At 60.5% G+C, this 12,919-nt stretch carries 9 protein-coding genes; 7 read left to right on the forward strand and 2 right to left on the reverse strand.

From position 1 onward, the window contains the following. The first annotated feature begins 20 nt into the window (after positions 1-20). The 3 genes from QQJ96_RS09940 to QQJ96_RS09950 all read left to right on the forward strand — a co-directional run bounded on the left by QQJ96_RS09940 (position 21) and on the right by QQJ96_RS09950 (position 4,545). On the forward strand, positions 21-3,056 hold the full coding sequence (locus QQJ96_RS09940) for an efflux RND transporter permease subunit (protein ID WP_284331915.1): 3,036 nt from the start codon (positions 21-23) through the stop codon (positions 3,054-3,056). Between the two features lie 84 nt (positions 3,057-3,140). Next, on the forward strand, positions 3,141-3,605 hold the full coding sequence (locus tag QQJ96_RS09945; RefSeq protein WP_284331836.1) for an SRPBCC family protein: 465 nt from the start codon (positions 3,141-3,143) through the stop codon (positions 3,603-3,605). Between the two features lie 493 nt (positions 3,606-4,098). Next, a complete protein-coding gene (locus QQJ96_RS09950) occupies positions 4,099-4,545 on the forward strand; it encodes a hypothetical protein (RefSeq protein ID WP_284331837.1) in 447 nt (148 codons plus the stop codon). A 117-nt stretch (positions 4,546-4,662) separates the two neighbouring features. Here QQJ96_RS09950 and QQJ96_RS09955 read toward each other — a convergent pair whose 3' ends face one another. Beyond that, positions 4,663-5,022: a winged helix-turn-helix transcriptional regulator gene (locus QQJ96_RS09955; RefSeq protein ID WP_284331838.1), complete on the reverse strand. Its 360-nt coding sequence runs from the start codon at positions 5,020-5,022 to the stop codon at positions 4,663-4,665. 336 nt (positions 5,023-5,358) lie between these two features. Here QQJ96_RS09955 and QQJ96_RS09960 point away from each other — a divergent pair, with 336 nt between their 5' ends. Together QQJ96_RS09960 and QQJ96_RS09965 are read left to right on the forward strand one after the other, a co-directional pair. Beyond that, positions 5,359-7,815 carry a GH92 family glycosyl hydrolase gene (locus QQJ96_RS09960; protein ID WP_284331839.1) on the forward strand — a complete coding sequence of 819 codons (2,457 nt, stop codon included), beginning with the start codon at positions 5,359-5,361 and terminating at the stop codon, positions 7,813-7,815. A gap of 554 nt (positions 7,816-8,369) precedes the next feature. After that, positions 8,370-9,440: a hypothetical protein gene (locus QQJ96_RS09965; RefSeq protein WP_284331840.1), complete on the forward strand. Its 1,071-nt coding sequence runs from the start codon at positions 8,370-8,372 to the stop codon at positions 9,438-9,440. 16 nt (positions 9,441-9,456) lie between these two features. Here QQJ96_RS09965 and QQJ96_RS09970 read toward each other — a convergent pair whose 3' ends face one another. Next, on the reverse strand, positions 9,457-10,479 hold the full coding sequence (locus tag QQJ96_RS09970; RefSeq protein WP_284331841.1) for an AraC family transcriptional regulator: 1,023 nt from the start codon (positions 10,477-10,479) through the stop codon (positions 9,457-9,459). Positions 10,480-10,647: 168 nt separating this feature from the next. Between QQJ96_RS09970 and baeS the strand changes: the two genes are divergently transcribed. After that, positions 10,648-12,144, forward strand: a complete 1,497-nt coding sequence (baeS, locus tag QQJ96_RS09975) for a sensor histidine kinase efflux regulator BaeS (protein ID WP_284331842.1) — start codon at positions 10,648-10,650, stop codon at positions 12,142-12,144. Between the two features lies 1 nt (position 12,145). Beyond that, positions 12,146-12,835: a response regulator gene (locus tag QQJ96_RS09980; protein ID WP_284331843.1), complete on the forward strand. Its 690-nt coding sequence runs from the start codon at positions 12,146-12,148 to the stop codon at positions 12,833-12,835. The last annotated feature ends 84 nt before the right edge of the window (positions 12,836-12,919 follow it).

A 12,919-nucleotide genomic window follows, 5' to 3' on the forward strand; every position in this document is an offset into this window, starting at 1 on the left:
CTGTGGCCACGTCGCTGCTGATGTTGGGCGTGCTGTTCCTGGGCATCGCCTGCTACGCGGCATTGCCCATCGCTGGGGTGCCTCAGGTCGACATTCCGACGATCAGCATCAACACCGATCTTCCAGGCGCCAGTGCGGAAACGATGGCCACGGCGGTGACCGCTCCCTTGGAGCGCGCCCTGGCGAACATGCCGGGCGTCACCGAAATGACGTCGACTAGTTCGCTCGGTTCCAGTTCCATCGACGTTCAATTCGATCTCTCGCGCAGCATCGACGGGGCGGCGCTGGACGTGCAGTCGGCGATCAATGCCGCGGCGGGCGACTTGCCCAAGACGCTTCCGCATCCGCCCACCTTCGAGAAGGCAAATCCGGCCGATGCGCTGCTGATGAGCGTGGCGGTGTACTCCGATCTGCTGCCTATCGACAAGGTCGACGACTATGTGGAGACCTACCTCGCGCCCGAAATTGCCCGTATCCAGGGGGTAGGTGTGGTCGATTTTCACGGGCAGCAGAAGCCCGCGGTGCGCGTACGGGTCAATCCGGAGGCGATCGCCTCGCTCGGCATAAGCCTGGAAGACGTTCGTGCCGCGATTGCCAATGGGACATCCAATGCACCCAAGGGGACGCTTAATGGCGCGCACCAGGCTGTAACACTGGACGCCACCGACCAGCTCGTTGATGCGGCAACCTACTCGAACCTGATTGTCGCATACCGGAATGCCGGTCCCGTTCGTTTGCGCGACATTGGGAATGTCGTGCCCAGCGTCGAGGATGTACGGCAAGGCGCCTGGTATAGGAGGCATCAGGTCGTCATTGTCGATGTGCACAAACAGATCGGTTTCAACATCAACGAGACCGTCGACCGGATCAAGGCCGAATTGCCCCGTTTGTCGCGCGACCTTCCCGCTTCGATTCACTTCACCGTGCTTGGCGACCGTACTCAAACGATCAGGGCGTCTGTCATCGACTTGCAATTCACGCTGCTGCTGAGCATCTCGCTGGTGGTAGCGGTCGTGTACGCCTTTCTTCGCGACGTGCGCGCCACCCTTATTCCGGCGCTCACGATACCGATTTCGATTCTCGGCACTTTTTCGGTAATGAAGCTGCTCGGGTATAGCTTGGACAACGTATCGCTGATGGCATTGACGGTGGTCATCGGCTTCGTGGTTGACGATGCGATCGTCATGCTGGAGAACATCCTTCGGCATATCGAAGACGGCCAGGAACCCAGGTCGGCAGCGCTCTCCGGTGCGGGGGAAATTGCTTTTACGATCCTGTCGATGACCTTGTCCCTGGTGGCCGTTTTCATCCCGCTGTTGTTCATGGGCGGAGTCGTAGGGCGGCTGTTCCGGGAGTTTTCGGTCACTGCCGGTGTGGCGATCCTCATCTCCGGCGCGGTATCGCTCAGCCTTACGCCAACCTTGTGCGCGCTTTTGCTCAACCGCCAGACCGCACACGGGCGTGGACGATTCCATCAGGCGGCCGAGGCTTTCTTCGATCAAGTGCAGAGCGCCTATGCCAAAGGGCTTCGTCGCGCCTTGAATCACCCGAAGCTGATGCTGACGATCGCCGCGGCGACGCTGGCCGGAACAGTGTTTATGTACGTGGTCATTCCAAAGGGGTTTTTCCCCCAGCAGGACAATGGCCTCATCGCAGGCGTGACCGAGGCGTCCCAGGACATCTCCTACCCGGCGATGGTCGAGCGCATGCACGCGCTGGCCAATGTCGTTGAGCAAGATCCTGCTATCGAGCATGTGTACTACTGGGTGGAGGGCGATCCTTCGATCAACATCGGTCGCCTGTCCATAGACTTGAAGCCCTTCGGCGAGCGCAAGGTATCGGTCTACGACGTCATCAACCGGCTGCGGCCCAGGGTGGCCAAGGTCCCTGGGATTTCGTTGTCTCTACAGGCGCGGCAGGATTTGCAGATCGGCGCCCGTGTCAGCAAGTCGCAATTTCAATACACGTTGCGCGATGCGAACCTCGGCCAATTGCATCAATGGGCGCCGATCATGCTGAAGGCGCTGCGCGAGATTCCCGTTATCCAGGACGTGGAAGCCGACCTGGAGCCGGTGGCGCCGCGCCTGAAGCTGGTATTCGATCGCGACACCATGAGTCGGCTCGGCATTACATCGCAACTGGTGGATGACACGCTCAATGATGCCTTCGGACAACGGCAGGTCGCGAGCTACTACACCCAGCTCAATGAATATCGTGTCGTACTGGAGGTCGATCCGAAATACCAGTTGGATGAGAACGCCCTCCGGCTGATTTACGTGACCGGCAGCGAAGGTAAGCAGGTACCGCTGTCTTCGTTCATGACATTGGAGCACGGCGTGGCGCCGCTTACGGTCAATCACGATGGGCAATTCCCGGCAGTAACACTGTCATTCAACCTGGCGCCAGGTCATTCGCTCAGCGAAGCCGTCGAGGCTATTGATGCCAAGGGTAGCGAAGTGGGGAAGCCTCCCGGCTTGACGGCTACGTTTCAGGGTTCCGCCAAGGCATTCAAGGCGTCCCTGGCGACGCAGCCCATGCTCATCGTCGCAGCACTCCTGGCGATCTATATCATCCTTGGCATGCTCTACGAGAGCTATATCCACCCCTTGACCATCTTGTCCACGCTGCCCTCGGCGGGCATTGGCGCACTGGGCGCGCTGATGTTGCTGCACGATGAGTTTTCGTTGATCGCGCTGATTGGCGTGATCCTGCTTATCGGTATCGTCAAGAAAAACGGCATCATGATGGTCGATTTTGCGATAAACGCCGAAACAGAGCGTGGGCTTGCGCCGATGGAGGCGATCTATGAAGCCTCGCTGCTGCGCTTCAGGCCCATCATGATGACGACGCTTGCAGCGTTGCTGGGAGCTCTACCCTTGGCATTCGGATCGGGAGCCGGCGCGGAACTGCGCCGTCCGCTAGGGATCACGATTGTAGGTGGCCTGCTGATTTCACAGCTGCTCACGCTTTACACGACACCGGTCATTTATCTCTACCTCGATCGGGCCAGGAATTACTTAGCGCAACGTCGCACGAACGTATGGATGAGTAGCTGAACAGGGTAAAGTGTGGGAGGCGTTAGGCCGGTCGAGCTAGGATAATCTTGAGGATCCGCATGCGCCGACTTGGATCCTTGTGCCATGAATCCATCGTCTCACGATGGCAGCGATATTCCGACTTGCTTCAATGAAGAAGTGGTTCTTGATAAACCCGCTTCGGTGGTCTGGAAGCATCTTGTCAACCTTCATGGCATGCGCGAATGGCTTGGCGGTGACGATTATTCCGTCGAGGTGGAAACGGCCTGGACGCCGGGAAGTGCGATTGTCGTGCGCGGTAAGCATCACCTTTCGTTCGAGAATACGGGCGTAGTCCTGGCGTTCCAACCCTGCGAAGAGCTGAGCTTCACACATCTCAGCTCTTTGTCCCGCCTCCCTGACGAGCCGTCGAGCTATACGAAGCTAAGCTTCGTAATCCAAGCCGACGGGGACCGAACAGTGCTGAAGTTCGAGGCGTCCGGATTTCCCACCCCAGCTATCTACAGGCATTTGCACTTCTATTGGATGGGAACGCTTGATGCCTTCAAACAATACGTAGAGTCGAGATAAACCGTTCGAGGGACAATGTCCGCGAAATCAGGAATATCCAAGAGGTGGTCCCGGCCCGAAAAGGGACAGGAGGCTATGAAATGAAACGATTCGGCCTCTGTCCAACTAGACGCCAATGTCTGATCACCCTTCGAAGCTTGCAAGCAAGCGCTTAGTTGTAAAGCTTTTTGATGGATGTCCTCAAGTCGCCTTCTTTTGCAGAGCAGGTGCGTGTCGATGCAGAAGGGCGGGTATCGGATGCGATTTCGAAGCCGACATGTGTCCGTCCGATGGCAGGCTTTTATGCTTTCGAGTCGCTCCCCGTGTCTTTAGTCATAGCATCACATGTGACTATAGTCATAGCGCAAATTAGTCATGGCATCCCATGTGCCTTTAGTCATGGCGCTAATAAATAGAAGATGGTTTTTTTTAATGAACCATGCTCGTTTTGTTTCTCTCCGCAAGAAGAAACTTCGATTACGGACATGACATAAGCGTCCGTTGGGAGCCCGCTATGAAAGACGTGATCATTGCTTCGACGATTGCACTCGGTATCGTGTGTGCGAGCGGCATCAGTGCCGCCCAAGACCAGACCCACCCCACCACCTTGCCCGAATTCACAATCACCGCACCAGTAGGTCAATACGAGACCTACATCGTCCCGTTGCCCACCGGCTACGAACTGCAAGCGCTTGTCGGCAACACACACATGCAGTACGTACGAGCGGCGCGGGCGGTCAACAAGTCAGAGTCGCTGCGAAAGATGGGTATGGCCCAACAGCCATTCGTCTCCGTGGCGATCGACAACTCGGACGGCCCAGGCGTGACGGAACGACTCCTGCTAACTGACTCCGTCCAAAGTACCACCGTTGCCATCGTGGACGTGTATTGCAAGCGGTTTGTGTCGGCGGGCCGCGCACATTGCCGGATGTTTTCCCGGCATGTTCCAGCCACCGTATAGCTAGCGCCTGGCGTCGAGACCAGCCAAAAATGGCAGGGTGCTTTTCTGATAGGGGAAAAAAATGTGGCCAAAACGAAACGGGGCCGGTGGTAGTTAAACGAGGCGACCAAGTCCTCTTCATACTTCCGTCATCACGTGGCGTCTTAACTGCCTCCGGTCCCCTATCTGCGCTTTTCTTGCACCGACGCTGAGCCGATCGTGCACATAGCGATCAACCGCCTTCGCCAGAACGGCCGTGCTCCACGGCCAGCTCGCGATGATGAGCCTTCCCCAGTTCGCCAACGCGCGCAGCGCAGGCCGCAGGCTGCGACCAAGCTCGGTCAGGTGGTAATGTCCGCGAGCGTCACTTGTCGGGCGGCAAATCAATCCGTCCACCTCCCGTTGCTGTGGCTGCTGGTTGAGCACCTTGTGCGTCCCTTGCGGCATGGTGGCCAGGAAACCGCTGAAGCGCTGGTGGCGCGTCGCAAGCGGGAACATCGAAAAAACGATGGGCAATCGCATGCGTGCGACAGGGTCAAGTTCTTGCGACAAGGTTACGGAAAACGCGACACGGTTAAGCAAAACCGAAAGACGACGCCGGCAACAGGACGGCATAGCTATTTTGCATTGCCGCAAAATTCCGACAAAAACATTTTATATCAGTCAGTTACACTCGGCGAAGAAAAATTTGGATCGAGACAAATTTTTCGTTTACAGTCGATCGGTGAGCAGGGCTCGCCACTGCGCTCCTGCTCTCCATCAAGTGAATGCGTTCCGCACGCTAAGCGCCGACGCTCCACTTCACCACAACGAGAACATCCGGGGAGTAGCAGCATGGTGTCACGTCGACGGTTCCTGCAGGGCATGGGAGCGCTTGCTGCGCTGGGCGGTCCTTTGCCGGCGTTGGCCAGGCTGGCTGAAAATCCCGCAGCACGTGCCGCTCGCACGACGGGCGCGGCAGCGAAGGCGGGTGGCGTGTCGCGGTATGTGGATGTCTTTGTCGGCACCGGTGGCCATGGCCACACGTATCCGGGTGCGACGATGCCGTTCGGCATGGTGCAGTTGAGTCCCGATACCAACGACACCGGTTGGGATGCGTGCTCGGGCTATCACCAGAATGATGGCTCGATCATGGGCTTTTCGCACACGCATCTGAGCGGCACCGGCGCCTCGGACATGCTTGATGTACTGGTGATGCCGGCGCAGGGTGAAGTGCTGTTGCAGCCGGGCGATCGCGGCCTGCCGAAGGTGAACTACCATTCTCGCTTCGATGGTGCGGCCGGCTCCGGGCCGCAGCTGACGGAGCACAGCAAGGCTCATCCGGGGCATGGCTATCGCTCGCGCTTTACGGCGGAGCACGCGCGCCCCGGCTACTACAGCACGCACCTGACTGATCACGACATCCTCGCCGAACTCACTGCGACGACACGCGCGGGTCTGCACCGCTACACCTTCCACAAGGCGGGGAGCGGGCATCTGCTGCTGGATTTCACGCATGGCTACCATTTCGGCAAGGACCCGTTGAAGCTGAGCGACGCGCAATTGCGGCTGATCGGCAACGACACCATCGTCGGAGGACGGCGCGCCTACGAATGGGCGCAAGGGCGTTATCTCTATTTCGCGCTGAAGCTGTCACGACCGTTCTCGCAGGCCACGCTGTATTCGGAAGATGTAGCCGCACCCAGCGGCAGCGGCGAGCTCAAGGGCACGCATCTGAAAGCTGCACTGCACATCGATGACGTAGCGAAAGAACCTGTGCTGGTAAAGGTGGGCATCTCCGCCGTGGATATCGACGGTGCGCTGCGTAATCTCGATGCGGAGATTCCCGGCTGGGAATTCGAACAGGTGCAACAGGCCGCCGCGGATGCCTGGGAACGCGAGCTGGGCCGCATCCGCGTGCAGTCGTCTTCGGAGCGCACGCTGAAAGTGTTCTACAGCTCGCTGTATCACACCATGATGGCGCCGACGTTGTTCAGCGACGTGGACGGGCGCTATCGCGGCATGGATCTTGGCATCCACCAGTTGCAGGAAGGGCAGCACAACTACAGCACCTATTCCTTGTGGGATACCTATCGCGCGTTGCATCCGCTGTACACGCTGTACCAGTCCGAGCGCGTGCCGGACCTGGTCAACGGCCTGGTGCGCATGGCCGAGGAAAGCCCGGACGGCCCGCCGGTATGGCCGCTGCAGGGGGTGGAGACCGGTTGCATGATCGGCTACCACTCGGCGGTAGTGATTGCCGAGGCGCAAGCGAAGGGTTTCACCGGCATCGATTACGCCCGTGCATGGCCGATTTATCGCAAGCGGGCGATGGACGACGATTACCGTGGCCTGACCTACTACCGCAAGCTCGGCTACATCCCCAGCGACAAGGAGCCGGAGGCGACCAGCAAGACGCTGGAGTATTCCTACGATGACTGGGCCGTAGCGCACATGGCCGATGCGGCAGGCGAAAAGAATCTCGGCGACGCGTTGCGCCGCCGTTCGCGCAACTATCGCAACGTGTTCGATAGCAAGATGAACTTCGTGCGCCCGCGCGGCGAACACGGCGAATGGCTGGAGCCGTTCGATCCGCGTGGCATGGGCCATTCTGAACAGTGGCGCGACTTCACCGAATCCAATTCGTGGCAGGCCACGTTCCTCAATCAGCATGATCTGTACGCGTACATGGGCCTGTTCGGCGGTCCGGACGTGTTCGAGCGCAAGCTGGACGAGCTGTTCACCACCAGCTCCAAGCTGCCGGCCGATGCGCCGCCGGATATCGCCGGCATGGTGGGCCAGTATGCGCACGGCAATGAACCCAGCCATCACATGGCTTATCTGTATGCGTATACCGGCGCACATCACAAGACACAGGCACGCGTACGCATGCTGGTGGAAACCATGTACCCGCCCGAGCCTGATGGCCTGGCCGGCAACGAAGACTGCGGCCAGATGAGCGCGTGGTACATCATGAGTGCGCTGGGCTTGTACGCGGTCGACCCGGTGAGCGCGAACTACGTATTCGGCAGCCCGATCCTGGATCATGCGGAGCTTGCGCTGGGTGGCGAGCGCAAGCTGGTCATCCGTACCTTCAATAATGCTTCGAACCACCCTTACATCCAGTCGGTCACGTGGAACGGCAAGCCGTGGACGAAGAGCTGGATCAGCCACGCGGAGCTGGCCGCGGGTGGCGTGCTGGAGTTCCACATGTCCGAGTCGCCGAACCTGCAATTCGGCGCCAAGCTGGAAGACCGGCCACCTTCGTTCGGCATGGCGGCAAGCGAGGTGGTTGCCATCGATGCAGGCTGATGACACAGGCAAGGTTTGACGTGGCGCAAGCCCGGTGCGATTCGCGGTCGCATCGGGCTTTTTCTTTGCACTCTTGCTCACTGTTTCGACAGGCGGAAAACATTTCGTTGTCCGTGCAGGCCATTGGCTTGGTATTTGGGGCCATCGATACGGTTCATCTCTTTCGGCCGCGAACTTTGTAGCAAGGTAAGCACTCAAAGATCTTGCATCGCTTGTGGGGCGGTGCGCGATGACATGACCCCTGCATGTCGTCATCGGGTTGGTTCCCTCTCCCCCTCCCCTGGGGAATACGACCCTCGAAGCCCCGGCAACATGTCCCCTGTTGCCGGGGCTTCATTCTTTTCGCGGCGACGTGAGCAAGACGAATGGAACTCCGGAAGCTGGCTTTGCACAGCGGCGCTGGATGACAGGCCCCTGGCAATTGGCCCGACATACGTATTGCCCGGCAGCGAAGAAGATGCGCCACGGGACAAACCCTGCCGAGGCCCGATTTTCTACGCTTGGAATCTCACCTGCGCGGGTCGTTGGTGCCGCTCCATAAGGGAGGATTTTCGATGAATCGATTTCGCCTTGCCCTTTTCGCGCTGGCTCTTCTGGCCTGCCCTCTCGCATCCGGAAACGTCCACAACCCGTTCTCCAAACCGGTGCTTATCGTCACCAAGGGCAGCAGTGGCGATGCCAATGGCGCCATGGTGTTGCAAAACAGCTGGCAGGCCACGCGCCCCGATCTGCTGAATCTTTCCCGACATCGGGCGCAGGGCATGGACATGTCGCAGTACCGCTGCGTTGTAGTGGTGGGGCAAGCGGCCATGCATGACATCGCCGGCTCCACCGCGATGACCGCGATGCTATCCGGGCGAACGGTAGGACTGTATGAGCACGTGATTGATGAGAGCGGTTTGAAGCTGATGCGGGCCTTGCACGGCCATGGCACGCTGAATCTGTTTTTTACCGATTCGCAGCTTTCCTTGCTCAGGCTGAAAAATCCATCCGGCCACGCTTTCGTGCAGCAAGAAGCCGGGCGCATCTGGCCAGCGCCGCTGGTTGTCCAAACAGTGTCCACGCAACCGGCCGCGGCGAATGATCGCCCCAACACTCGGCTCACCGCCGCGGACCATGTCGTATGGCTGGGCGGCAACTACACCGATTCGAGCGGCCAGCCGCGGGTCTTGAGCACGGCTGAAATCGTCACCGCGCTCGGTCACCTGCATGCCTCGATCACGCCCGGCTCCACCGTGGCCATCATGTTGAAGCCACGGCTGTTCGATGCGGCCATGGACGATACGGAAAAAATCACCCGTCTTATCGCCATGCGAACCGTGTTCGAGTCGAGTCATGTGGTCTATTACGGCAGCGACTCGCTGATTGCCGAGCTTGCATCGACCGGCATTCCCATTCGCGCGGCGCCTTCGTATGCCACGCTCATGCATCTGTCCTGGTCCAAGCACACGAAACACTACGCTTCGGCGGACCAGTTCAATCTATTCGCCGACTTCAACCGGCGTCTGCAACCCTTTTTGCTCGACCCTACGGATGCTGACCAGGCACTCTATGCGCTGGACTATATGCACGGCGGCGGTACCGGGCTGACGGAAGCCATCCGGCGACATGGTTGCGATGGGTAAGGAGCACCCTGGCGGCTCAAATTCCCGTGGACAACAGGCGTGCGCGATACCTGCTTGGCGATTCACCCGTCCAGCGGCGGAACGCGCGCGTGAGATTCGCCGGATCCGCATAACCGCTGCGCAGCGCGATCTCGTCCATGCGCAGCGACGGGTTCAGCACATCGCGCAATACCGCATCCTTGCGTGCGTCGTCGACCAGGCCGCGAAAATTGAGGTCGAGGCGTTGCAATTTGCGCTTGAGGGTACGGCTGGACATGCACAACAGCTTGGCCGCGTCCTGGACGCTTGGGTAGCCGATGCGTTCGTGGTCTTGCAGCAGATCCATCACCCGAACGACCAGGTCGTCGGAGCGGCGCAGGCGGGCGCGCTCGCGCTCGCATTGGGATTTGATGGAGCGCAGGGTGGAAGCGTTGGCGTTCGCCAGCGGAAGATCAAGCTCTTCGGCGGGCACACGGACCAGACTCAGGTTCGTTTCAAAGCGCGTCGCCGCTATGCGCTTGCGGTAGCGTGCATAGTGCAGCGGCTCCGGGCCGCGGTACCAGATTTCCATGCCGGGCAGCGGGCGTTGCGCGAGCTGCTCGCAAAGGCGCGTCGTCATGATCATCAGGCGATCGACGGCGCAGAAGCGCATCGGTGCGCGCGGGGACAGGTCGTGCACAAGCAATAGGGCGAAACCATCGCGCTCGGTCAGGCGCAGGCTGAATGTGGCCATGCGCAAATCCAGGAAGGCCGCCCAAAGTTCGAGTGCATCGCGCAAGCTGTGGCAACTCATCAGTCCATAGCCGAGCATGCCGTGCCAGGTGATGGTGCTGTGCAGGCCGATCCGGTAGCCGATGCCCGGATCGCAGGTCAAGCGCACGGCATTGGTGAGCAGCTGCGCATCCTGGTGAGTGGTCAGGCGCCCGCCGTCCGCCAGCTGCTCGGCGCCAATGCCGGTGCCGACCAACGCCTGGTCGCGGGAAACGCCTTGCTGCTCAAGCAATTGCAGTAGAGCCAAGGCGTATTCGACATGAACATCGTCTTTGTACAGCTTGTGCATGGACGCGGCTCCCTCGGCAGCGCATGAGTCGCCGCAGCGGGCCAAGCTTTGGACAGAACTGTGCAGGAAATTGGGAGATTGCGTGGAATCGCTTGGGTTTGGCTTGCAAGCGTCCGGACTTGTCGGCGCTAATGGCAACCGGGACCCCACTCAATCCTGCTTAACGCCATGCGCCCTGGGCTCACCGCCAAGCTGTTTCTTGCGATGCTCACTGTCGCCGTGTTCACGGTGCTGGCGATGGGCGTCGCTGCACGACTGAGCTTCGACCGCGGTTTTCTCGGCTATCTCGCCGAGCAGGAAACCGAGCGTATGCAGACGGGGGCGTCCTCGCTAGCCACCGCGTACCGGGAACACGGCAGCTGGGATTTCCTGCGCAACAACCCGCACGCCTGGCTGGAAGCGATGCGGCCGGGCCATTTTTCCGGCCTGCCGCCGCCGCATGCCGTCGACGACCAGGATCAGCCCGGCGATCCGCGCGAGCGTCCGCCGGAATCTTCGCCGCCGGGCCAGGATGATCATCCACCGCCAGCGCTGCCGCCCATGGACGCACCCAGCTCGATTTCCGTGCTCACCGGCACCGACTTCCGCTTCGCGCTGCTGGATGCGCAGAGCCGTCTGCTGTTCGGCAATTCCGCCGCGGTGACCGCCATGCATTCGGTGAAGCAGGCGATCGTGGTGAACGGCCGCGCCGTCGGCTGGCTGGTGATGCTGCCCTTGCGCGACGTCACCGCCGCCGGCGACCTGCGCTTTGAGCGCGGGCAGTACCGCGCCAGCTGGATCATTGGCGTTAGCGCACTGGTGTTGGCGGCGCTGCTGGCGATCTGGCTGGCGCGCACGCTGTTGACGCCGGTGCACCGCATTGCCAAGGCCACGCATGCGCTGGCGGAAGGCAATTACACCATCCGGGTGGAAGCCATTGCGCATGACGACCTGGGCCAGCTTGCGCGGGATTTCAATCAGCTCGCCGTGGCGCTGGAAAAAAACCAGCGCACACGGCGCCAGTTCGTGGCCGACATTTCGCACGAACTGCGCACGCCGCTGGCGATCATGCGCGGCGAGCTGGAAGCACTGGAGGACGGCGTGCGCCGCTTCGACCAGGAAGCGATCGCATCGCTGCACGCCGAAGTGGGCATGCTAAGCAAGCTGATCGACGACTTGTACCAGCTTTCGCTGGCCGACGTCGGCACCATGATCTACCGCAAGGTGGAGCTGGATCTGCCCAAGCTGCTGGAGGGCGTCGCCGACACCTTTCGCGAGCGCTTGCGCCGCGCGGATGTCGATCTGCAGTTGAATCTTCCCGCCATCCCCGTGCCGGTGCACGCCGACGAGGGCCGCCTGCATCAATTGTTCGTAAACCTGTTTGAGAACAGCGCTCGCTATACCGATGCCGGCGGCGTGCTGCGCGTGAGCTGCCGGATCATGGCCGACAGTGCCGTGGTCGACCTGATGGATTCGGCGCCGGGCGTGGCGGAGGCCGACCTGCAGCGCCTGTTCGAACGCTTCTATCGCACCGAAAGCTCGCGCAATCGCGCCAGCGGTGGCGCCGGGCTGGGCCTGGCGATTTCGCGCGCCATCGTCGAGGCGCACCACGGCAAGATCGATGCGCACCCTTCGCCGTTGGGAGGACTGTGGTTAACCGTGCGCCTGCCCTTGGAGAATGCATGACATGGATAACACGACACAGGCACTCGCTCGCATCCTGATCGTGGAGGACGAACCCAAACTGGCGGCGCTGGTGGGTGATTACCTGCGCGCCGGCGGTTTCGAAGCCGGCTGGGTGGCCGATGGGCGTGAAGCGATTGCGGCTATCCGAACGCAACCGCCCGACCTGGTGCTGCTCGACCTGATGCTGCCCGGTTGCGATGGCCTGGATGTCTGCCGCGAAGTGCGCAGCTTCAGCGAAGTGCCGATCATCATGCTTACTGCACGCGTGGAAGAGATCGATCGGCTGGTGGGATTGGAACTGGGTGCGGACGATTACATCTGCAAGCCGTTCAGTCCACGCGAAGTGGTGGCACGGGTCAGGGCGATCCTGCGACGCATGCGCCACAGTGAGCAGAGCAGCAGCACGCTACTGCGCATCGACGAAGCCACGCATAGCGCTATATTCCATGGCGTCACACTCGAACTTACGCCGGTGGAATTTCGCCTGCTGAAGACGTTGGCCGCCAGCCCCGGCCGGGTGTTCTCGCGCGATCGGCTGCTCGACAGGCTGTATCTGGATCATCGCGTGGTCACCGACCGCACCGTCGACAGCCACATCAAGAACCTGCGTCGCAAATTGGAGCAGGCGGCACCCGGGCCGGATCCGATCCGCTCGATCTATGGAGTAGGCTATAAGCTGGAAATCGAGTGACGCCAGGAACGTAGGCTGGGATGACAATCCCAGCATCGAAATGCCGCATGGCAAGCTGGGATTGTCATCCCAGCCCACGCGCCA

This window comes from Dyella flagellata (genome assembly GCF_030160275.1).
Taxonomy (GTDB): Bacteria; Pseudomonadota; Gammaproteobacteria; order Xanthomonadales; family Rhodanobacteraceae; genus Dyella_B; species Dyella_B flagellata.

Coding starts and splice junctions, on each gene's coding strand:
- QQJ96_RS09945 (WP_284331836.1), top strand. CDS start 3,141: ATGAATCCATCGTCTCACGATGGCAGCGATATTCCGACTTGCTTCAAT.
- QQJ96_RS09965 (WP_284331840.1), top strand. CDS start 8,370: ATGAATCGATTTCGCCTTGCCCTTTTCGCGCTGGCTCTTCTGGCCTGC.
- QQJ96_RS09960 (WP_284331839.1), top strand. CDS start 5,359: ATGGTGTCACGTCGACGGTTCCTGCAGGGCATGGGAGCGCTTGCTGCG.
- QQJ96_RS09970 (WP_284331841.1), bottom strand. CDS start 10,479: ATGCACAAGCTGTACAAAGACGATGTTCATGTCGAATACGCCTTGGCT.
- QQJ96_RS09980 (WP_284331843.1), top strand. CDS start 12,146: ATGGATAACACGACACAGGCACTCGCTCGCATCCTGATCGTGGAGGAC.
- QQJ96_RS09940 (WP_284331915.1), top strand. CDS start 21: ATGTTGGGCGTGCTGTTCCTGGGCATCGCCTGCTACGCGGCATTGCCC.
- QQJ96_RS09955 (WP_284331838.1), bottom strand. CDS start 5,022: ATGTTCCCGCTTGCGACGCGCCACCAGCGCTTCAGCGGTTTCCTGGCC.
- baeS (WP_284331842.1), top strand. CDS start 10,648: ATGCGCCCTGGGCTCACCGCCAAGCTGTTTCTTGCGATGCTCACTGTC.
- QQJ96_RS09950 (WP_284331837.1), top strand. CDS start 4,099: ATGAAAGACGTGATCATTGCTTCGACGATTGCACTCGGTATCGTGTGT.